Here is a 21,726-nt window from a genome sequence, read left to right on the forward strand (position 1 = left end):
GGAATATAGGAATATAGGAATATAGGAATAGTAGAAAAGTGGTGGAGGGAGCTGGATTCGAACCAGCGAAGGCTGAGCCGTCAGATTTACAGTCTGATCCCTTTGGCCGCTCGGGAACCCCTCCACACTAATTTTATTGCATTTGGCCCCACTTAACTTAGCGGTAAGAAAAGTGGTGGAGGGAGCTGGATTCGAACCAGCGAAGGCTGAGCCGTCAGATTTACAGTCTGATCCCTTTGGCCGCTCGGGAACCCCTCCAATGCAACGGCGCTGATAATAGCAAATTGCGTATTTAAGTAAAGAAAAAAGCTAAAGAAAATTGAAATAAAGCCGATAAATATCTATCAGTTACCACAATCGACTAAAGACTATGCAAATAGATGATTTGTTAATCACAGAGAGTCAGTTAAACAGTAGGCTCAATAATAGTGTGCATGAAAATCGCCGTGGCGAATTTTCTCTACTATTAGCGATGCTGTCACATGACGCACTCGACTTTAGCCAATTTCATTTACCAAAAACTGAAATAGATAATTTAGTTATAGAAGAAGAGGCATTAAGAAAGCAATTTGGCGCAGGTCCAAAGCAACTTTTAGCCCCTGATGAATACAATATGTTGGTTGGACAGTTTAATGCATCATTAATATCTCAAGAAGGGGAGCGCTGCGGTATGACAAGTATTAAGCTAAGACAGTGCTTAAGCCCTGAACCACTTGCGATTAGAAATGATGATAAGCATATTCCACTTAATATAATAGATAACTGTGAGCTTGCTGTCAGAAGAAGAATTAAAAGCGAACAAACACAACTAGCGAATCCCCCTATAAATGCAGCTGCTTTTTACGACAGCCTTAATAGTGATGCAATACATCAACCACTTCAGCTTATTGCGGTGTGATATATGATTGTAATAATCATCAGTTAATATATGCTTTATAACGGGTCTGCTTTATATATTTGCTAATAATTGATTTAATGAAAAAAAAGCATCCAAAAATTAAATGCAATTGCTATAATGGCGTCAAATGGTATGACATGAAATGCCATTATCATTAAACCAAGGTAATTAGGAACGTAATGAAGAAAACATTCACGCTAAATCACGAGAAAATCAAATACCCTCGTATGGTTGATGCTGCAAAGCACGAAGTGAAAAAATATTTGAAAAGAGAGCGTAATAAAACGCTACCTGAAGATGCTGACTATTGGGCATTTGACTGTAAGTTTGGTAACACAGCTGAAGATGCGCAAGTTGTGCACGTTGCTGAATTAAGTAACCAAATTGGCGAAATTGAAAAGCAAGGTTTGACCTCTTTCTATGTAGAGATTTTAGCTCGACCTGCTCAACGTCAGCAATTAGATTTAGATGATGACGAATAATACTTAACTAAATTAAGTATTCAAAGTTATAAAATGAGCCCAAGTGGCTCATTTTTTGTTTTTATGCAATAAAGATTTACTAAAAAGCATTTTTATTAATAACCAATAAGTAGAATCCCTCTTAATTAACATTTGCATAACAAAATGTGATGCTATAGGCTGTTTTTAATTAAAAAAACAAAACATTTTTACTATGCCAATAAATTACTCTGACCATCAATTAAAACTAAGTTTAAAGAATTCTAAAGTACTTATAGTTGACGATCAGTTATTAAGCTTAATCGTATTAAAAAAAATATTATCTGAGCATTTTAATGTGACAACAGCTGGAAGTGGTGAAGAAGCAATTGAAATTTGTAATGTAAATGTACCCGATATAGTCCTACTCGATATTAGTATGGGTGGAATGAGTGGTATTGATACATGTTTAAAATTAAAAAATAATACTGAAACACAGGATATCCCAGTTATTTTTGTTACATCCTTTGAAAACGAAGAAGAAGAGTGTTGGGAAGCCGGAGCTGTTGATTTTATTAAAAAGCCGATTGTAAAAGAAACACTATTTAGAAGGGTTCGTGCCCATATAACGTTAAAATTACAACACGACTTACTCAATCAAAAAGTATTTTTAGATGATTTAACTAAAGTATTCAATCGCCGTTATTTTGATGCACATTTTTCTAAAATGGAACGAAGCGCCTTACGAGAAAAAGTTGACTATGCATTATTACTCATCGATATAGATTATTTTAAGCAATACAATGATATCTATGGTCATGTGCAGGGGGATACGGTGTTAAACCTAGTAGCACAAACTATTACTAATAGTTTGCAAAGGCCAACCGATTTTGTTGCGCGTTATGGCGGCGAAGAGTTTGTAGTTGTTCTACCGCATACAAGCACTGAAGGTGCAATTTGTGTTGCTGATAAAATTAAACAGAATGTGGCCGATTTAGGAATATTACACAAATATTCAGAATATGATTTTGTGACTATTAGTATTGGCGGTGCAACCCTACAACCATACGTAAATAACAAAAACACGTTGCAGATCGCAGATGAAAAAATGTATGAGTCTAAAATGCAAGGGCGTAACAAAGTGTGTTTTTAAGTTTAGTTAGCTAATAAATCACTCTGCCACTTAAAAACACCTTTTAGGTGATAAATATTAAATAAGATTATTTATTACATGCTATGACATTTTTTGTACTTTTTATTGCTACCGCATGGGCAGTTATCATTTCTGCCTACTTTAATATCTTCAACAGGATATATAGTGCCATCTAAATAACGCCATTGAGTGTTTTCTTTACTAAACTGCGATTTTTCATGAAGCTCACAAAATAAGTTTTGATAAAAATATTGGGCTTTAAATTCTACAGTTCCAGTATCGCCATCATGGCTTGAGTCAATTAAATCAAGATTTATAAATCGACAGCTGTTAGCAAAATCATTGATTTTTTTAACCGGATTCTCAGCTTGTTTTTCTTTTGCGTAGGTTTGATAAACATATTTTGCATTTTTAATAACATAAGCGCTGAATCGTGAGCGCATAAGTTGTTCAGGAGTGTCAGCTTGCTTTACAGATAAGTGAAGCGGCTCGCAGCAATCGGCATAATTGTGCCCACTGCTGCAAAAACATAATGTGGTATTGAGTGAAGTCATAATAATAATACAGAATCTAAAACATTAGTTTAACAAGCTTATTGAGCGAGTGGTATCTCTGTTGTTTGAGCGTTTTTAGTAAAACAGTATAGTTTTGTATTCGTTTTACTTAAATCGAACGATAGATTTGTAAGTAGTTGGTTATTAACTATATCGGTCCAGGTAATTACCGCTGCAAAGTTTCCATTATGTAACGCAGAATTTAATACATACTCTAAATTTACTAGGTGCTTCTGTCTAATAACAAGTAATTTGCTTGTATCAATAGAGCATGAGTCAAGTAAAGCTTTGCTAGGTACATGATCTGGCGCAATTAGTAACGTCCATGCATTAGAGCTATTGTATTGGTGTAATACTTTTAAAAGCTCAAAGGTCGCTGAAATTTCATCTTCAATTTGGATCAAATTTACGCAATCGCTTTGCTCGTCTTGTTGGTAACTTTTAACTGTTCTTACGGTAATAGGCTGTAACATAATTTCACTCACTGGGTTTTTATACAGTATTCATATACAGTAGTTTATACAGTGCTTTCGTGCAAGCATTTTATGCTATTTATTTGTACAGTTATTCAGCCTTTGATCATTGTTTTTTATTTTTAAATCTATAATTCTTTATTAATCAACTTGTTATAGGTTTGTTTTTGAGAAGGTATTTCAAAAATAAATTTTTGAGTAATGTTTTAATTTGTGGGTTTTATACTGAGTAGGAGTATCTTTGTAACTATATACAGTATTTTTCAACACTGTATACAGTACTTATAACTTAGTTGGTTTATGTGTCTTCACTCGTGCGAGGGATCATATGAGAAAACTGGAGTTGGTGGATTTGTTCGTACAAACTTGCTGCATAACATTGAGCATCTTTAAATCGCTTAGTTTCGATATGTTTGCGTATATCTGTAACCGCTGCAGTGGCAGGTGCGTATCCTTGGCTACTCGCTAAGCTCAACCAAGCTACAGCATGAAATACACTTTGTGGCACGCCTTCACCTTTTACAAAAAATAAACCTAAATAAAACTGTGCTCTATGGTTTCCTGCCATTGCAGCAAGGCGCATCCATTTTGCAGCCAATGGAGCTTGATTATTTTTTAAATAATATAGGGCTTTATTAATAGTACTTTGCTCATCTTTTTTATTATCAATGGGCGCGGGGCTGCTTTCTGGTTGAGTAACAAAACCTAAAATGTTGTCTAGCTGTTGCTCTAAGTCTTGCTCACAAGGTGTTGTTTTAAGCATATTGGTTCATTTATTATTTTAACTACTTTAACAGTTTAGTATATAGCAAGGTAAAATGTCCTGTAAAAGATAATTTTTATGTTAAAATCTCGTCACTTTTTACTATCACAAGTTTATTATGTTTGAAGCCTTATTTAAACTCAGCGAAAATAACTCAACAGTTAAACGCGAATGCGTTGCTGGCCTAACTACCTTTATCACTATGGTATACATTGTATTTGTAAACCCGGCTATGCTTGCTGAGGCAGGTATGGACCAAGGGGCTGCATTTGTAGCTACCTGTATAGCAGCTGCGATAGGCTGTTTTATAATGGGTTTGTGGGCTAATTATCCATTAGCATTAGCGCCTGGCATGGGACTAAATGCCTTTTTTACGTATGGCGTCGTATTAGGAATGGGTTATACCTGGCAAGCCGCATTAGGGGCTGTTTTTATGTCGGGTTGTATATTTTTATTTTTAAGCTTATTTAAAGTCAGAGAATGGATTATTAATGCCATACCTCTGGTGCTCAAGCGAGCTATCGCAACAGGTATAGGTGCTTTTTTAGCCTTAATTGCCCTTAAAAATGCAGGCATTATTGTCTCAAGCCCAGCAACATTAGTGCAATTGGGCGACATTACTTCCCCAGGCCCATTATTGGCTATATTAAGCTTTTTTGTAATTGCAGCGCTTTTATACCGCGATTTTAAAAGCGGTGTACTTATTAGTATTTTATTAGTGACTGGCATTGCACTAAGTTTAGGGCTAGTTGAATATCACGGTGTTATGGCTATGCCACCATCAATAATGCCTACTTTTATGCAACTAGATTTTGCCGCCGCTTTTGATATATCAATGATGAGTGTTATTTTTGCATTCTTGTTTGTCGATCTTTTTGATACTTCGGGTACATTAGTTGCGGTCACTCAAAAAGCTGGTTTAGCTGATGAAAAAGGTAACATGCCTCGTTTAGGGCGCGCACTAAGTGCTGACAGCTCTGCAACAATTGCAGGTGCGATGCTAGGCACGTCTACGACTACATCGTATATAGAATCGGTTGCTGGTGTATCTGTTGGCGGACGTACTGGCTTAACGGCTGTAGTTGTAGGTATTTGCTTTTTACTAATGATGTTTTTTGCACCGCTTGCACAAATGGTACCGGCTTATGCTACGGCAGGTGCTATTTTATATGTCGCTGTACTGATGCTACAAAATTTAAAGTTTGTAAATTGGGATGATATGACCGATGCAATTCCTGTTACTGTAGTATTACTAATGACACCATTAACGTTTTCGATTGCGCACGGTATTGCACTTGGTTTTATATCTTATACGGCGGTTAAAGTTTTGTGTGGTAAGCAAGATCAAATCAGTATTAGTGTTTGGATATTGACAGCCTTGTTTGTTTTCAAGTTTGCATTTTTGTCTTAATGACTAACAAATAGACAAAAAAGCCTGCATAAATTTAATTTGTGCAGGCTTTTTTAATGCTTTTATAAAAGAATTACCATTTCTTTTTAGGAGCAAACAATATATCTAAGTCGTCTTGCTCTTCTTCTGTTTTCTTTTTAAGTGCGCTTGCATTAGAAGCTCTTAGTTCAACACTAATTGCTTCTAAGTAACCTTCAACTTCTTGGCGTTTTGTTGTTACATATTCATCGGTGTATGTAACTGCATTGAGCGTTGCCTGTGCTTTTTCAAAATACTGCCTTGCTGAGCCAACCATACTCGCTGAGCGGGCAGATAAGCCACGTTTTATTTGGCTTTCGATATTAATACGCAGTTGTAGTTTTTCAAGACGTTTATCTTCTAAAACAAAAACTTGGCTATCAATACGTCCTTTATTATGTTCAGAGCGTAAAATTGAGCGTAATTTTTTAATACCTTGAATTAGGCCAACAAGCTGCTTGTCATTACTCGGTAGCGTTAGGGCTTCACTGCTGTTGTCTAGAACTGCATTGGTGAGGTGCGTTTTAGCCTCACCTAAGCGGCTTTTGAGTGCTTTGGATGTTGGCGAACTAGTAACCATCGTGTTTAATGCTTCGTAAATACGGCGTTGCAATACACGGATTATATTTTCAGAAAGAGGTATATTGGCACTATTCATTAGTGCTTCTTCTGTTTCTTCTATTATAGCTTTTTGTTTTGTTAGCTCTTTGCGGCGTTCCGCTTCTTGTTTTTCTTTGTGTTGTTGTACAGCACTTACCCAAAGTGCAATCACAATCAATGCAACTATAAGCACTATTATAATAGAAACGATCATGGTGTAATTCTCGGATATATAACCTAATTATTTAATCTTACATTAAATATACGTTAACAGGGTAGCTTTGCGCCGATTAACTTAAAAAATACACCAAAAAATTGATAGGTTGAGCTCTTTATAAACCGTAGTCACCCTAAGGGCTTATAAACTAAAGCTGAATAAACATCGCTACCTCAAGCATATTTATTATGCTAGCCTTGAGCTCTAATCAGATAATTGCACACCTAAAGACCTAAAGTGATATTTTACGTAAATAACACTTGGTTTTAAGCGGTATTGCCTTTATAAATAATATGAATAATAACGTTAAAATTTGCAGCCATGAAATTACAACAACTCAGATACATCGTAGAAGTACAAAATCATAAATTAAATGTTTCAGCGACTGCTGAGAGTTTATTTACCTCGCAGCCAGGAATTTCTAAACAAGTACGCATGTTAGAAGATGAGTTGGGTGTACAAATTTTTGGTCGCAGTGGTAAACATTTAACGCATGTAACCGGTGCTGGCGAAGATATAATTAATATTTCTCGTGAAATACTCTCCAAAGTAGAAGGTATTAAAGCCGTTGCTAATGAGCATACGTTACCTGATCAAGGTAAGTTAAATATTGCCACAACACATACCCAAGCCCGTTATGCTTTGCCTAACGTTATTCAAGGGTTTATGAAAAAATACCCTGCGGTATCGCTTCATATGCACCAAGGTACTCCACAACAAATATCGGATGCTGCAGCACGCGGTGATGCCGACTTTGCTATTGCAACAGAAGCACTGCATTTGTATTCAGATTTAGTTATGTTGCCTTGTTATCATTGGAATCGCAGTATTGTTGTTGCTAAAGACCATCCGCTCGCTAAAAAGGCAAATAGTTTAACTGTTGCTGACATTGCCCAATATCCACTCATTACATATGTATTTGGTTTTACGGGCCGCTCAGAGTTAGATAAAGCATTTAGCGCACACGGACTTGAGCCACACATTGTATTTACTGCAACCGATGCTGATGTTATAAAAACATACGTACGACTGGGTTTAGGAGTTGGTGTTGTCGCTTCAATGGCGATAGATCAAGTGAGCGATACCGATTTAGTGTGTATTGATGCAAGCCACTTATTTGAAGCAAGCACGACCAAAATTGGTTTTAGAAAGGGCAGCTTTTTACGTACTTACATGTATGATTTTATTGAACGTTTTGCACCGCACTTAACTAAAGAGCGAGTAGAGCGAGCAAGTTTAATGCGTAACCAAGAGGATGTAGATAAATTATTTGCAGATATAGAGTTACCGGTTAAATAAGGTGATTACATTGAACGAACAATAAAAAAGCTGCCTATTTTAAATAGACAGCTTTTTCTTTTTATAGCGAGCTGATTAACATTCGATAATATTAACTGCTAATCCACCGCGAGCGGTTTCTTTGTATTTGGTTTTCATATCGTTGCCGGTTTCAAGCATGGTTTTAATCACTTTATCAAGTGATACCTTTTGCTCGCCACTGCCACGAATAGCTAAACGTGAGGCATTAATTGCTTTAATCGCGCCCATTGCATTACGTTCAATACACGGTACTTGTACTAAGCCACCAACAGGGTCGCACGTGAGGCCTAGATTATGTTCCATACCAATTTCTGCTGCGTTTTCTACTTGCACAACATTGCCACCAACAATTTCTGTTAATGCGCCTGCAGCCATAGAGCACGCAACGCCAACTTCACCTTGGCAACCTACTTCAGCACCCGATATAGAGGCATTCTTTTTATATAAAATACCAATAGCAGCAGCCGTTAATAAATAACGTGTGGCTATATCGCGGTCTACTTCTTTCACAAATGTGTGATAGTACATAAGTACAGCCGGTAAAATACCCGCAGCACCATTAGTTGGTGCGGTAACTACACGGCCACCTGCCGCATTTTCTTCGTTTACGGCAAGGGCAAATAAATCAACCCAGTCCATTGCACGAAGTGGGTCGTTACTGACTTCTATATTTAGTTTTAAGTATAAGCTGGGCGCACGGCGTTTTACTTTTAAGCCGCCAGGTAGGATGCCTTCGGTACGCATACCACGGTCAATACAGGCCATCATTACTTTCCAAATATGAAACAGCGTGTCTTTTATTTCATCTTCAGTGCGCAGTGTTTTTTCGTTCTTCATCATTAAGCTTGAAACACTAAGCCCTGACTCTTTACACATCTCTAGTAGCTCTTTTGCGCTACTGAAAGGGAAAGGAGCTGGGTTTTCTTCTCTAATATCAAGGGCTGCTTGTTTTTCGTTTTCAAACTCTTCATCAGTAACAATAAAGCCACCGCCAATAGAGTAATATACTTTGCTGTAAACTTTTTCGCCTTTGTTTGAGGCGATAATTTCCATTGCATTAGAGTGCTTAGGCAGCGTTTTGCGACGATGAAAAACAATAGCGCCTTGTTTTGGAAACTTAGCTTTGTGTGTTTTGTTTAGATAAATAACCTGATCTTTTTCGATGGTCGCTAAAATGTCGTCGACTAAATCTGCATCTATAGTTTCAGGGTCATAACCGGCTAAACCAAGAATTACGGCTTTACCCGATCCATGGCCAACACCTGTTTGTCCCAAAGAGCCATAAAGCTCTACTTTAATATCGGTAACATTTGCTAATAATTGTTGTTCTTGTAGGTCATTAACAAATAAGCGTGATGCGCGCATTGGGCCAACGGTGTGTGATGACGAAGGGCCAATACCAATGCTAAACATATCAAATGCACTGATCATAATGTGTGTCTCTACTTTGTTTTATCAGCACGAAGCTGCTCTTTGAACGGTCGAGCATGATAACGTGGAATTGTGATTGTGTAACTACTAATAACGAAGATTTAAACTGGTAAGGCGAGTTGTTTTGTAAAGTTTTTTATAATGCTTGCAGTCGCACCCCAAAGTAAACCATGTGGTGTTTTAAAACCTTGCAAAATAACCGTTTTCCCAAATCGTTGAAAAGGTAAGGGTTGCCAATTAGCTTCGTTATTTAACTCAGTGACCGAGAGTAAAAAGCTCGCTTGTACTTCATTATAGTCATTTTCCCAGGTGGTGCCTTTATTAAGTAAACCCACATAGGGGCTAATACTAAAACCCGTTAATGTTGAATACTCAGGTAAATGACCTAATACATTAACGTTGCTTTGGGCAATATTTAGCTCTTCTTTTAGTTCGCGAAGGGCTGTGGTGCGAAGGGTAATGTCGCTTACTTCAAACTTACCTCCGGGCAAACAAATCTCCCCAGGGTGATGGTGTAAATAAGTAGGGCGTTTACACAGTAAAATATGTGCATGATTATCTATATCAATAATTGGCAGCATAACAGCGCTAGCACGTTTTTTACGCGTGTCTTTTAACTGGTTTGGCGCAGCTGTAGGGCTTAACAGAAACCGCGCCATAATGTGTTCACTATTCAAAGCGACCTACTGTTTTAATAAAGGGAGGATTTTATTTACTTTATCGTAAGTTTCTTGATATTCCAATTCGACTTTAGAATCAGCTACTATTCCGCCACCTGCCCAGCAGTAAATTTGCGCTTTGTGGCACACCAAGGTACGAATAGTGATACTCGTATCCATATTTCCACATGCACTTAAATAACCAATTGAACCACAATAAATGCTGCGGCGATGTGGTTCTAGTTCTTCAATTATTTCCATCGCTCTAATTTTGGGCGCACCGGTGATTGAGCCACCCGGAAAAGCCGCTTTTAACTGATCGACCGCTGTTTTGCCTTCATCAAGTTCTGAGGTTACCGTGCTTACTAAATGATGCACTGCCGGAAAGCTTTCAATAGCAAAAAGGGAAGGGACGTGAACGCTGCCAGGTTTTGCCACTTTGCCTAAGTCGTTACGCAGTAAATCAACAATCATTACGTTTTCAGCGCGATCTTTAGCTGATGCTGCGAGTATTTGGGCTTGGCGTTGATCCTCCAGCGCATCCGCTTTTCGCGGCAGAGTGCCTTTAATAGGTTTGGTTTCTACAACGTTATTATTTACAGATATAAAGCGCTCAGGGGAAATTGATAAAATTGCCCCTTGAGGGTGATTTATAAAGCTCGAAAATGGCGCTTTATTTGCCTCACGCAGTTTAATATAAGCTGCCCAAGGGGAGCCTTCAAACTGAGCGTTAAAGCGCTGTGCTAAATTAATTTGGTAACAATCGCCACTTTTTAGATACTCCTCAATTTGGGCAAACTTTGCAGCGTATTCCGTTTCGCTCATATTTGATTGCCAGTCGCTGTTTAGGGCAAAGGACTGCGTATTAACTTGGGAGTTAGCGTGTGTATTTAAGTATTGCTCATAAAGCGCTAATCGATCGGTGTTTGGCTGCGATACATAAAACCAGCTTTGTTGCTGCTTGTCGTAAAGAAGGGCATCTAAGTAAAGACCAATAGCCATTTGGGGAAGATTAATATCTTCAATAGCACGAGTGGGGATGTTTTCAATTGTACGCCCTAAGTCGTAGCCAAAGTAGCCAAGCCAGCCGCCGTTAAAGGGTAAATCGTAATCGGCTTTTGTTTTAGCAAGATGCGAAAGCTCATTATTCATAATTTCAAAGCAGTTATCACTACTTTCTATATTATTTAAAAAGCTTTTATTATTTTTTACTTCAAGGGTACTTTGCGGCTCAATAGCAACAATATCAAAACGGCTGTTTATATGATTACTATTTGCAGAATCTAATAGAATTGCATAAGGCAAATGTGAAAAATGCGCAAAAACGTCAATGCAGTTTTGTGTTATGCCTAATTTAATACAATTTTTTTTATTGTTTAGCATTTACTGCCCCTTTAAGAACTGGCTCGAAACGGGCTGGGAGGGTATCATAAGTCAAATTTTTTGGCAGCACTAAGCTGCAAAAAACAGTGCAAACCACCGTCACCGGTTTGATTTAGATTACGCGACAACGCGTAACGGTAACTTAAGGAACCACTATGAGTACAATTTGTCAGCAAGACTTTATTGATAGCATTGAAGATGCATTGCAATATATTTCGTTCTATCACCCACTTGATTTTGTTCAAGCACTCGAAAAAGCGTACAACAAAGAACAAAGTAAAGCGGCTAAAGACGCCATTGCACAAATTTTAATTAACTCACGCATGTCGGCTGAAGGCAAGCGTCCACTTTGCCAAGACACCGGTATTATTACCTGTTTTGTTAAAGTAGGTATGGATGTTAAGTGGGATAAAACAGATTTAACCGTTCAACAAATGGTTGATGAAGGTACTCGTCGTGCATATTTGAATCCAGATAACCCTTTACGTGCATCTATTGTTGCAGACCCTGCTGGTACGCGTAAAAATACTAAAGATAATACGCCTTCGGTTGTGCATATTGATTTAGTAGCGGGTGGAAAAGTAGAAGTAATGGTTGCGGCTAAAGGCGGCGGCTCTGAAAACAAAAGTAAAATGGTTATGTTAAACCCGTCAGATGATGTTGCTGCATGGGTAGAAAAAACACTACCAACAATGGGTGCTGGTTGGTGTCCGCCAGGCATGCTAGGTATAGGTATTGGTGGTACGGCTGAAAAAGCAGCAGTAATGGCTAAAGAGTCGTTAATGGATCCGGTTGATATCCATGAATTAATGGAACGCGGCGCAGAGACAACTGAAGAAAAACTGCGTTTAGAAATTTTTGACCGTGCTAATAAATTAGGTATTGGCGCACAAGGTTTAGGCGGTTTAACAACGGTTGTTGATGTTAAAATTAAAACAGCACCAACGCATGCAGCTTCAAAACCTGTAGTAATGATCCCAAATTGTGCGGCAACTCGCCATGTACATTTTACGCTTGACGGTTCTGGCCCTGCTAATTTAAAAGCACCTAAACTAGAAGATTGGCCACAAGTAACATTTGAAGTGGGCGAAGGCACACGTCGTGTTGATTTAAATACACTGACTAAAAAAGATGTTCAAGAATGGAAAATGGGTGAAACCGTTTTACTTTCGGGTACTATTTTAACAGGTCGTGATGCAGCGCATAAACGTTTGCAAGATATGATCAACTCAGGTGAAGGTTTACCTGAGGGCGTAGACTTTGATAATAAATTTATTTATTACGTAGGCCCTGTGGATGCGGTACGCGATGAAGCAGTAGGTCCTGCTGGCCCTACAACAGCCACTCGCATGGATAAATTTACCGATATGATGCTAGAAAAAACAGGCATTGTAGGCATGATTGGTAAAGCTGAACGTGGCCCTGCGACTGTTGAGTCTATTAAAGAGCATAAATCTGTTTATTTGATGGCTGTAGGCGGCGCAGCTTACTTAGTATCTAAAGCGATTAAAAAAGCGCGTGTTGTAGCTTTTGAAGATTTAGGTATGGAAGCTATTTACGAATTTGAAGTAGAAGATATGCCAGTGACTGTTGCAGTAGACAGTGAAGGCGCCAATGCGCATACACAAGGCCCTGCTATCTGGAAAGCTAAAATTGAAGAGCTTGATAGCAAGCTAAAATAACGTATGTTTTGTATTTTTAAAAAGCGAGCCTAGTGCTCGCTTTTTTGTTTTTTTAAATAGAGTTATTAGTAAGTTTACAGCTCTGACCAGTTTGCGAAAAAGCTCACTTTTTACTGAAAATCTATAGGCAGCAGTACGTGTCGGGCAAGTAGCACTTGTATATTAAACTTTACATGCAATCGCTGTGTTACGTGTACGTAAACGTAAGTTAGTGAGATTCTTATATTCATAGTATTTAAAACTTACAAATGACGATTTTGTGAATTTTTTATCTATTCAATAGTTTTAATCCGGTTATTTAATTTAATCTTGATGTTTTCATTGGTTTTATCATCTGTGAGTATAGCGAACACGTATATGAAGTGATAAAGTCTCGGCAATTTCCAGCGCGCATACCCTCTCACGGGTTAACTATTTCGGAGTATTTTAAGTGGCTGTGTTTAATCGAGTTGAATTTGATAACCATGAACAAGTGGTTTTTTGTTCTGATGAAGAGTCGGGTTTAAAAGCAATTATTGCTGTACATAATACCAACCTAGGTCCTGCAGTTGGCGGATGTAGAATGTGGGATTATGCAAACGACGAAGATGCTGTTTATGACGTGCTACGTTTATCAAAGGGCATGACTTATAAAAATGCAGTTGCGCGCTTACCCTTTGGTGGCGGTAAATCTGTAATTATAGGTAATGCGAAAGAAATTAAATCTGAGCAATTATTCCGTGCATTTGGCCGCCAGTTAGAGCGATTAAATGGCAGCTATTACTCAGCAGAAGATGTAAACATCACATGTGCTGATGTAGCTATTATGAATAAAGAAACTAATTACGTACTGGGTCTTGAAGGTAAAAGCGGTAACCCATCGCCATTTACAGCATACGGTACTTTTTTAGGAATTAAAGCAGCGCTACAGCATCAACGTGGCCATCAAAATTTTGCAGGTGTGAAAGTGGCTGTTCAAGGTTTAGGTGCTGTTGCTTATGGTTTATGTAAACATTTACATGATGTGGGCGCTGAGTTGTTTGTAACTGATATTAACCAAGCTGCCATTGACCGTGTAGTAAGTGATTTTGGCGCAACTGCGGTTGGCATTGATGACATTTACGACTTAGATGTTGATGTTTATGCACCGTGTGCACTAGGCGCAACTATTAACGATTTAACTATACCGCGTTTAAAAGCGACTATTATTGCAGGCTGTGCTAATAATCAGCTGGCAGAATCTCGCCATGGTGAAGTTATTCGTGAAAAAGGCATTTTATATGCACCAGATTACGTAATTAACGCCGGTGGTATTATTAATGTTTATTACGAAACAGCGCCAGATGGTTACAGTGCAGCAGCGTCTAATAAACATGTTGAAGGTATTTTTAATACGTTAACTGAAATCTTTGCCCGTAGCGAAAAAGAGCAAAAATCAACGCATTTAATTGCTGACGAATTAGCGCAAGAGATCATTAAAAACGGTCTGTGATCTAAGTTCTAATTTATATAAGGGTGTGCAATTGCACACCTTTTGTTTATCTGTAAGTTAATGCAATTGTTACTGAACAGCGGTACACTTTATTTTTAATTTTGTGCGGCAAATTATGACTCCCTCAACTTCTCTCATGCAGCCTATCGATTTAGATAATTGGCCTAGAAAGCAACACTTTGAATTATTTAAACACTTTTCTCAGCCTTATTTTAATGTGTGTGTGCGTTTAGATGCTCAAGCACTTTACGACTATTGCAAAACCAATCAATTTTCTTTTTTTCAAGCGTATGTATATTGCACCTTAAAAGCGTGCCATGAGTACGATTCAATAATGCTACGTATAATAGATAATCAACCATGGTTACTTAATAGTGTTCGCGCAAGTGTGGTTGAGTTGTCTGAAAACAATACGTTTGTTTTTAGTTATTTTAACAGCGCAAGCGATTTTAAAGAGTTTGCAAATCATGCAAGTGACGTAAGCAAAAAAGCGAAATTACAGCCGTTATTTTCTGATGCATTTGCTCAAACAGAAGGGCAGGCCGACTTAATTCATATATCTGTTTTGCCGTGGCTGAATTTTAGTGCGTTTTCGCATGCATTTAGTGAAGGGGAGAGTTTAGGCATTCCTAAATTTGTATTTGGTCAGTTTGATAAACACACAGGTACAATGCCTTTAGCTATCGATGTACACCACTCATTAATGGATGGTTTGCATGTAGCGAAATTTATAAACACATTGCAGGGTACATTTGACTCCTTTTGCAAAGGTTAACTTTAAACACATCATTTAACGGCAGTGCAAGGCAGTAAACAATTTATAAGTAATCTATAAGTAATCTATAAGTAATCTATAAGCAATGCGATGTGAATTACTTTTTATTCAAATACATAACCTTATATGCTTGAAAAGCACGTGTGCTGGACATATTTATATACCATACCTTAGCTCAGGAAATCCCCATGATAAATGGACTGTTAATTGTTGTTTTAATTCTTTTTGTGGTGATTTTCTGGCGTTGGCCATCAATTCAAAACCGATTATGGCGCAGTAAATATAAAGACTTTGCTTTAAATTCGCAGCAAAAAGATATTTTACTGCGTTGCATGCCCATCTATAAAAAAATGACCGATGCCGACAGAGAAAAGTTAGAGCGACATATTACGTGGTTTTTAAATGAAAAACGCTTTGTCGGTTGTGATGGCTTAAAGCTAACGTCTGCAATGAAGTTAATTGTTGCCGCCGATGCGTGTGTATTAGTGCTTAATAAACCGTGGCCGTTATATAGAAATGTAAAAGAAATTTTATTATACCCCAGTGCTTATTACGCCCCACAATCAACTCGCGATAGTGCAGGACTTGTGAGTTACCACAATACGGTAAGACTAGGCGAGTCATGGCCTGGCGGCACGCTTGTACTCAGTTGGCATGATGTGCTTGAGGGTAACCGCTTGCCAAGTGATGGACATAATTTAGTTTTTCATGAGTTTGCGCATCAACTTGATCAGGAAACAGGTAAAACAACGGGCACACCCATTTTAAAAAGCTCAGCAGATTACAAAGAGTGGGGCCGAGTATTTAGTCGCGCTTTCACTCAGTTAAAAAGCCATGTTGCCTATAGCATGCCGCATGTTATTCACAGCTATGGTGCGACTAACGAAGCTGAGTTTTTTGCTGTACTCACCGAAACTTTTCTCGAAAAACCCGCAGAGCTTCGCCGATACGATCCTGAAATTTATAGCATGCTAGTTAATTACTACCAATTTGACCCTATTGTTTGGCATTAAACCTACATAAACCGCGCTTTATCATATAACGCTGGCAAGTTGGGTTTGTTTTTGTTGCAATCATGTGAAATAGTTTTTACTGCAACAATAACAAGCGAGAAACGCATGAAAAAAATGCTTCATACAGTATTGGCGCTGTCGGTGTCATTAGCGATAGGGCAGGCAAATGCCGCCGAAAAAGACGAACAAAAATGGCAAGTAGATTCACCAAAAGGGCAATTTGTTGACGCTGCAATTAGCGTTGAGCAAGGCACATGGATGAATATAGATATTAGCCCTGATGGTAAAACCGTGGTGTTTGACTTACTTGGCGATATTTACACTATGCCAATGAGTGGTGGTACAGCTACAAAGCTCACCTCTGATATTGCATGGCAAATGCAACCTCGTTTTAGTCCTAACGGTAAAAGTATTGCGTTTACCTCTGATCAAGGTGGTGGCGATAATATTTGGGTTATGGACTTAAATGGCGAAAATCAACACGCTGTTACCGATGAAACCTTTAGATTACTAAATAGCCCTGCATGGAGTCCTGATGGTGACTATTTAGTTGCACGTAAACACTTTACAGCTAGCCGTTCATTAGGTGCCGGTGAAGTGTGGTTGTATCACAAAGCGGGTGGCAAGGGCGTACAGCTTACAAAACGCGAGAACGATCAAAAAGATTTAGGTGAGCCAATGTTTTCACCGGATGGTCGTTATGTATACTTTTCGCATGATGCTACACCCGGTAAAACCTTTCATTATTCAAAAGATTCTGTAGCGGGCATTTATAAAATTAAGCGCTACGACCGTGAAACGGGTGAAATTGAAACCATAATCGATACGATGGGCGGTGCTATTAGGCCTACACCGTCACCTGATGGAAAAAAACTGGCGTATATAAAGCGTGATGATTTTCAAACTAGTCTTTATTTATATGACTTAACCAGCGGTGAGCACACTAAGCTTTACGATAAGCTTGAGCGAGATATGCAAGAAACCTGGGCTATTCATGGTGTGTACCCAACCATTGCATGGACACCCGATAATGAAGAACTGGTATTTTGGGCTGGCGGTACAATTCACAAGCTAGATGTTGCAGACAAATCTGTAAAAACCATTCCTTTTAAAGTGCAAACAAGTAAAAAAATTCAAAAAGCGGTGCGCTTTACACAAAACTTAGATACTGATGAGTTTGATGTAAAAATGCTGCGTAATGTGCAAGTAAGCCCAGATGGCGAAACGGCAATATTTGAAGCGCTTGGGCATATTTATAAACGTGATTTAGAGTCGGGTAAAATTAAGCGTTTAACAAAGCAAACAGATCATTACGAATTATTTCCACAGTACTCTCGCGATGGTAAAAAAATAGTTTTCACCACATGGGATGATAACAAACAAGGGTCTGTGAGGGTTGTGTCTGCGCGCAGTGGCCGTGGCAATACCATTACAACGCAGCCAGGCAAGTATGTAGAGCCAACTTTTAGCCCAGATGGTAAAACGGTTGTTTATCGAAAAGCTACTGGCGGCAGTATTTTAAACCCTAAATGGTCACTTAATCCGGGGGTTTATAGCGTAAGCGCAAAAGGCGGTAAAAGTGAGCTTATTTCAAAAAGTGGTTATCAACCACAATTTGGAGATGCAAACGATCGCGTTTTTATAATGAGTCCTTGGCCAAAACCAACGCTTAGCGTAGTAGAGCTTGAAAGTAAAAAAGTTCGCAAACTGTACGAGTCAGAGCATGCGACTGAATTTAGAGTATCACCAGATGGACAATATCTGGCTTTTGCTGAGCGATTTAAAGTATTTGTAACGCCGTTTGTTCAAAGTGGTAAAACAATTAATATTGGGCCTAAAGACAGTCAATTTCCAATAGAGCAGTTATCGGTACGTGCTGGTGAAAACATTAGCTGGAGTGCTAAGAGCAACAAACTTTATTGGACATTAGGGCCAGAGCTTTATCATGCAAGCCTTGAGGGGATGTTTGCTATTAACAAAGCCGAAGATGCCGACTTTAAAGTGAAAAGTGGCGATAATATCGGTTTCAGTAAAAAAATGGCAGAGCCTAAAGGCATGATTGCGCTCACTGGTGCAAAAATTATAACTATGGATGGCGAAAAGGTTATTGAAAATGGTGTAATCATCACTGATGGCAAGCATATTAAAGCAATTGGTACAGCCAGCGAGATAAGCATCCCTAAAGGTGCTGAGGTTATTGATGTAACAGGCAAAACAATTATGCCTGGTATTGTTGATGCTCATGCACATGGCTCGCAAGCAAGCGGTGAAATTATACCTGAGCAAAACTGGAAAAACTTTGCAGGTTTAGCGCTGGGTGTAACTACAATTCACGATCCATCAAACGATACCTCTGAAATATTTACCGCAAGCGAAATGCAAAAGGCAGGCATGATTGTTGGCCCGCGTATTTTCTCAACCGGTACTATTTTATATGGCGCAAATATGCCAGGTTATACGTCGCATATTGACTCGTTAGACGATGCTAAATTTCATTTAGAGCGCCTTAAAAAAGTAGGGGCGTTTAGTGTTAAATCGTATAACCAGCCACGCCGAGAGCAGCGCCAACAAGTTATTGAAGCAGGCCGTGAACTTGAAATGATGGTTGTCCCTGAAGGTGGCTCATTATTACAACATAACTTAAGTATGATTGTAGATGGACACACAGGTATTGAGCACTCAATCCCTGTAGAGAACATATACGACGATATAAAGCAGTTATGGTCGCAAAGTGATGTTGGTTACACACCAACACTTGTAGTGGCTTATGGTGGCATTTGGGGTGAGAACTACTGGTATGATAAAACTGATGTGTGGAATCACCCGCGTTTAAGTAAATTTGTGCCAAAAAATCAATTATTACCACGCTCTATGCGCCGCATTAAAGCGCCCGATCATCACTATAATCACTTTAATAACGCACGCGTTGCTGCTGAGCTGCAAGACCTAGGTGTATTAGTTAACTTAGGTGCGCACGGTCAGCGTGAAGGCTTAGGTGCACACTGGGAGATGTGGATGTTCGCACAAGGCGGAATGACACCGCTTGAGGCAATACGTGCTTCAACACTCGATCCGGCTAAGTATTTAGGGCTTGATAAAAACGTAGGCTCGCTTGAAGTGGGCAAACTGGCTGATTTAATGGTTATAGATGGCGATCCGCTTAAAAATATTCGAGATTCGGATAAAGTAGATTACACCATGATCAATGGTCGACTATTCAATGCAGAGACAATGAATGAAGTGGGTAAAAAAGAACGCGAACCACTTTATTTTGAAGAACTGTAATTTATTTTAAACTTTTTAAAGCGGCTACATAGCCGCTTTTTTTAGCCTTACACAACTTATAAAGCTTTATGTTTTTGGCAAATAACGGATATAAAAAAACCGCTTAACGCGGTTTCTTTTAAAAATCATAAATGTTGATTAAACAACACCGCGCGGTAAGCGACAGTCATGATCTTTACGAGCTAAAATTACAATCCAAAGTTCTTCCGCTGTGTAACCTTCTTCATTTTCGGTAACAACAGTGAATGGCGCTTTTTTCTGTGCTTTAACAGGAGCAGCTGCTTTTGGTTTTTTCGTTTTAGTTGTTTTACCAGAGTTTAATTTTTTAGTAAGCTCTGCTACGTCAGCTAGGCGTAAATTTTTACCGCCATCAATGCTGTACCAACCAGGTTTGGTTGTGATTTCAGGTTTTTTACCATTGGCAGTTTCGTACGCTGCTTCAAAGGCAGATAACACTTCTGTTTTGTCTAGTTTGCTCATCAGAGACCCTATACGTTGTGAACACAGATAAAGAAGAGGTATTTATACCTATTTTAAAACAGTTTTTCAATTTTTTGCGATTTTCCTTCCATTTTAGGCCTATAAACGCCAAAATTTGCACAAAATTCAGTGCTAAGTAAGGTAAGTTGTATGCAACGTAGAGAATTTAACCAACTCCTAAATGACATTTTGAAACCTCATTTAATAAAAGATTTTTGCCCAAATGGTTTACAGGTCGAAGGTACAAACGAAATTAAAAAAATTGTGACGGGTGTAACCGCAAGTCAAGCTTTAATAGAAGCTGCCATTGAGCAACAAGCAGATGCTATTTTGGTTCATCATGGTTTTTTTTGGAAAGGGGAATCTCAACCAATAACGGGTATGAAAAAGCGTCGCATAGGCGCACTACTAGCAAACGATATTAATTTATTCGGCTATCACTTACCACTCGATATTCATCCAGCCGTTGGCAATAACGCACAACTTGCAAAGTTATTAGATATTGAAATTGAAACAGGGTTAGAGCCAACTTCAAATAGCGTAGCAATGAAAGGGCGTTTAAAAACACCATTAAGTGGTGAAGATTTTGCAGATAAAATTGCAAAAGTGCTTAATCGAACCCCGCTCACAAGCTTAGTACGCTCAGCTAAAATAGAAACCATTGCACTGTGTACTGGTGGTGGGCAAGGATATATTGACTTAGCGGCAGAGCAAGGCATTGATGCTTATTTAACGGGTGAAGCATCGGAGCAGACAATTCATAGTTCTCGTGAGCAAAACATTGATTTTTTTGCAGCCGGGCATCATGCAACAGAGCGCTATGGTGTAAAAGCACTAGGTGAGTTACTTGCTCAAGAGCATGGTTTTGATGTGACATTTATAGACATAGATAACCCAGTTTAATTAGGCTATATAAGTTACAGCGCCTCTGGATCTATCCAGCGGCGCAAACTTATCCATATATTTCCTACTACTTCGTGACTGTATTGCGTAACCACAAGTAAGGCATGAGCATTGGGAATAAACTGCTTGCTCCATGGAAGTGCAGCAAAATTATGATAATCAGTAGCTGCGGTTATGACTTCAATACCTTGAGCATTAAATAAGTCTTTGGCACGGGGCATGTGCAGTACAGATGTTACTAGTGCAACTTTAAAGTCGACTAATTTTGATGCCAGTAATTTAGCTTCTTCACCTGTGTCCATTGCTTTTGGATTTTGTAAAATACGGCTCTTATTAACGCCTAAACTAATTGCCGTTTGATACATAAGCCCGCTATTAGTGGTATTTTTATAACCCCCGCCTGAAACTATAAGCTCTGCATTAGGGTAGTGCTTTGCCAGTTTTACACCTTCGACTAAGCGCGTTAGCGCACAATTACCTAATTGATTATTAGCACTGAGTGCAGGATTTGGGTTTATATCGCAACCTAGTACAACTATTTTGTCTATTTTTGGATGCTTTAGAGTATTAAATGCAAGCGACGCTGGTTCATTATTTTGGATAATTAAATTGGCGATAAAGGGGGTGCTCAATGCAAGTAATACAATTAAGCTTAAAGTAGACAAGAAGAGGGCTGATTTGCGGCCTTTAAATGCCAGTGGGAGCATCAGGCACGCAAATAAACCAAATAGAGGCAGTGGCATAAGTAAACCACCAATCATTTTTTTAATAACAAACATAAGAGTTAAACGCTGTAG

General features: G+C 38.7%; 20 protein-coding genes and 2 tRNA genes. 11 read left to right on the top strand and 11 right to left on the bottom strand.

Annotation, left to right across the window (positions count from 1 at the left end; all coding sequences use genetic code 11):
• Window positions 1-39: 39 nt before the first annotated feature.
• A tRNA-Tyr gene (locus tag H5092_RS13085) sits at window positions 40-124 on the bottom strand.
• A gap of 49 nt (window positions 125-173) precedes the next feature.
• Window positions 174-258: transfer RNA gene (locus H5092_RS13090), tRNA-Tyr, on the bottom strand.
• Window positions 259-370: 112 nt separating this feature from the next.
• On the opposite strand from H5092_RS13090, the gene H5092_RS13095 reads away from it, so the two are divergent.
• The 3 genes from H5092_RS13095 (at window position 371) to H5092_RS13105 (ending at window position 2,491) form a co-directional block, all read left to right on the top strand.
• A complete protein-coding gene (locus H5092_RS13095) occupies window positions 371-898 on the top strand; it encodes a VC2046/SO_2500 family protein (RefSeq protein WP_033021584.1) in 528 nt (175 codons plus the stop codon).
• Window positions 899-1,077: 179 nt separating this feature from the next.
• On the top strand, window positions 1,078-1,380 hold the full coding sequence (locus H5092_RS13100) for a DUF6172 family protein (protein ID WP_002961433.1): 303 nt from the start codon (window positions 1,078-1,080) through the stop codon (window positions 1,378-1,380).
• A gap of 193 nt (window positions 1,381-1,573) precedes the next feature.
• Window positions 1,574-2,491 carry a diguanylate cyclase gene (locus H5092_RS13105; protein ID WP_138489334.1) on the top strand — a complete coding sequence of 306 codons (918 nt, stop codon included), beginning with the start codon at window positions 1,574-1,576 and terminating at the stop codon, window positions 2,489-2,491.
• A gap of 74 nt (window positions 2,492-2,565) precedes the next feature.
• Here the strand turns inward: H5092_RS13105 and H5092_RS13110 are convergent, their stop codons facing one another.
• The 3 genes from H5092_RS13110 to H5092_RS13120 form a co-directional block, all read right to left on the bottom strand.
• Entirely contained in the window at window positions 2,566-3,045 is a 480-nt protein-coding gene (locus tag H5092_RS13110; protein WP_182733671.1) for a YchJ family protein, read from the bottom strand.
• Between the two features lie 38 nt (window positions 3,046-3,083).
• Complete coding sequence (locus H5092_RS13115) at window positions 3,084-3,518, bottom strand: SulA-like leucine-rich domain-containing protein (protein ID WP_002961428.1); 435 nt, start codon at window positions 3,516-3,518, stop codon at window positions 3,084-3,086.
• A gap of 298 nt (window positions 3,519-3,816) precedes the next feature.
• Window positions 3,817-4,281 (bottom strand): tetratricopeptide repeat protein, encoded by a 465-nt coding sequence (locus tag H5092_RS13120; RefSeq protein ID WP_182693823.1) that lies wholly within the window; start codon window positions 4,279-4,281, stop codon window positions 3,817-3,819.
• A 118-nt stretch (window positions 4,282-4,399) separates the two neighbouring features.
• Between H5092_RS13120 and H5092_RS13125 the strand changes: the two genes are divergently transcribed.
• Complete coding sequence (locus tag H5092_RS13125; protein WP_002961426.1) at window positions 4,400-5,692, top strand: NCS2 family permease; 1,293 nt, start codon at window positions 4,400-4,402, stop codon at window positions 5,690-5,692.
• Between the two features lie 73 nt (window positions 5,693-5,765).
• On the opposite strand, the gene H5092_RS13130 is transcribed toward H5092_RS13125, so the two are convergent.
• Window positions 5,766-6,524, bottom strand: coding sequence for a hypothetical protein (locus H5092_RS13130; protein ID WP_024594743.1), 759 nt, complete (start codon window positions 6,522-6,524; stop codon window positions 5,766-5,768).
• Between the two features lie 324 nt (window positions 6,525-6,848).
• Between H5092_RS13130 and cysB the strand changes: the two genes are divergently transcribed.
• Window positions 6,849-7,826, top strand: coding sequence for an HTH-type transcriptional regulator CysB (gene cysB / locus H5092_RS13135; protein ID WP_182733672.1), 978 nt, complete (start codon window positions 6,849-6,851; stop codon window positions 7,824-7,826).
• 75 nt (window positions 7,827-7,901) lie between these two features.
• On the opposite strand, the gene H5092_RS13140 is transcribed toward cysB, so the two are convergent.
• The 3 genes from H5092_RS13140 to pabB all read right to left on the bottom strand — a co-directional run bounded on the left by H5092_RS13140 (window position 7,902) and on the right by pabB (window position 11,320).
• Window positions 7,902-9,278 (bottom strand): L-serine ammonia-lyase, encoded by a 1,377-nt coding sequence (locus H5092_RS13140; protein WP_182733673.1) that lies wholly within the window; start codon window positions 9,276-9,278, stop codon window positions 7,902-7,904.
• 101 nt (window positions 9,279-9,379) lie between these two features.
• Complete coding sequence (locus H5092_RS13145; RefSeq protein WP_024594770.1) at window positions 9,380-9,955, bottom strand: CoA pyrophosphatase; 576 nt, start codon at window positions 9,953-9,955, stop codon at window positions 9,380-9,382.
• A 6-nt stretch (window positions 9,956-9,961) separates the two neighbouring features.
• The gene (pabB, locus tag H5092_RS13150) at window positions 9,962-11,320 is read right to left on the bottom strand and encodes an aminodeoxychorismate synthase component I (RefSeq protein WP_182711550.1); all 1,359 of its coding nucleotides are present in this window, start codon (window positions 11,318-11,320) and stop codon (window positions 9,962-9,964) included.
• 155 nt (window positions 11,321-11,475) lie between these two features.
• On the opposite strand from pabB, the gene H5092_RS13155 reads away from it, so the two are divergent.
• From H5092_RS13155 to H5092_RS13175, 5 genes are all read left to right on the top strand, one after another.
• Complete coding sequence (locus H5092_RS13155; RefSeq protein ID WP_007375888.1) at window positions 11,476-13,002, top strand: fumarate hydratase; 1,527 nt, start codon at window positions 11,476-11,478, stop codon at window positions 13,000-13,002.
• 430 nt (window positions 13,003-13,432) lie between these two features.
• Entirely contained in the window at window positions 13,433-14,473 is a 1,041-nt protein-coding gene (locus tag H5092_RS13160; RefSeq protein WP_182733674.1) for a Glu/Leu/Phe/Val dehydrogenase, read from the top strand.
• Between the two features lie 136 nt (window positions 14,474-14,609).
• On the top strand, window positions 14,610-15,248 hold the full coding sequence (locus H5092_RS13165; RefSeq protein WP_182733741.1) for a chloramphenicol acetyltransferase: 639 nt from the start codon (window positions 14,610-14,612) through the stop codon (window positions 15,246-15,248).
• A 188-nt stretch (window positions 15,249-15,436) separates the two neighbouring features.
• Window positions 15,437-16,261, top strand: a complete 825-nt coding sequence (locus H5092_RS13170; protein WP_024595522.1) for a M90 family metallopeptidase — start codon at window positions 15,437-15,439, stop codon at window positions 16,259-16,261.
• A 105-nt stretch (window positions 16,262-16,366) separates the two neighbouring features.
• Window positions 16,367-19,546, top strand: coding sequence for an amidohydrolase family protein (locus H5092_RS13175; protein ID WP_182733675.1), 3,180 nt, complete (start codon window positions 16,367-16,369; stop codon window positions 19,544-19,546).
• Between the two features lie 138 nt (window positions 19,547-19,684).
• Here the strand turns inward: H5092_RS13175 and H5092_RS13180 are convergent, their stop codons facing one another.
• Window positions 19,685-20,026, bottom strand: coding sequence for a hypothetical protein (locus H5092_RS13180; RefSeq protein WP_002961684.1), 342 nt, complete (start codon window positions 20,024-20,026; stop codon window positions 19,685-19,687).
• A gap of 150 nt (window positions 20,027-20,176) precedes the next feature.
• On the opposite strand from H5092_RS13180, the gene H5092_RS13185 reads away from it, so the two are divergent.
• On the top strand, window positions 20,177-20,929 hold the full coding sequence (locus H5092_RS13185) for a Nif3-like dinuclear metal center hexameric protein (RefSeq protein ID WP_182733676.1): 753 nt from the start codon (window positions 20,177-20,179) through the stop codon (window positions 20,927-20,929).
• 14 nt (window positions 20,930-20,943) lie between these two features.
• On the opposite strand, the gene H5092_RS13190 is transcribed toward H5092_RS13185, so the two are convergent.
• A complete protein-coding gene (locus H5092_RS13190; protein ID WP_182733677.1) occupies window positions 20,944-21,708 on the bottom strand; it encodes a YdcF family protein in 765 nt (254 codons plus the stop codon).
• Window positions 21,709-21,726 lie beyond the last annotated feature (18 nt).

Origin of the sequence: Pseudoalteromonas sp. SR41-7 (assembly GCF_014163935.1) — a bacterium.
Lineage (GTDB): Bacteria > Pseudomonadota > Gammaproteobacteria > Enterobacterales > Alteromonadaceae > Pseudoalteromonas > Pseudoalteromonas distincta.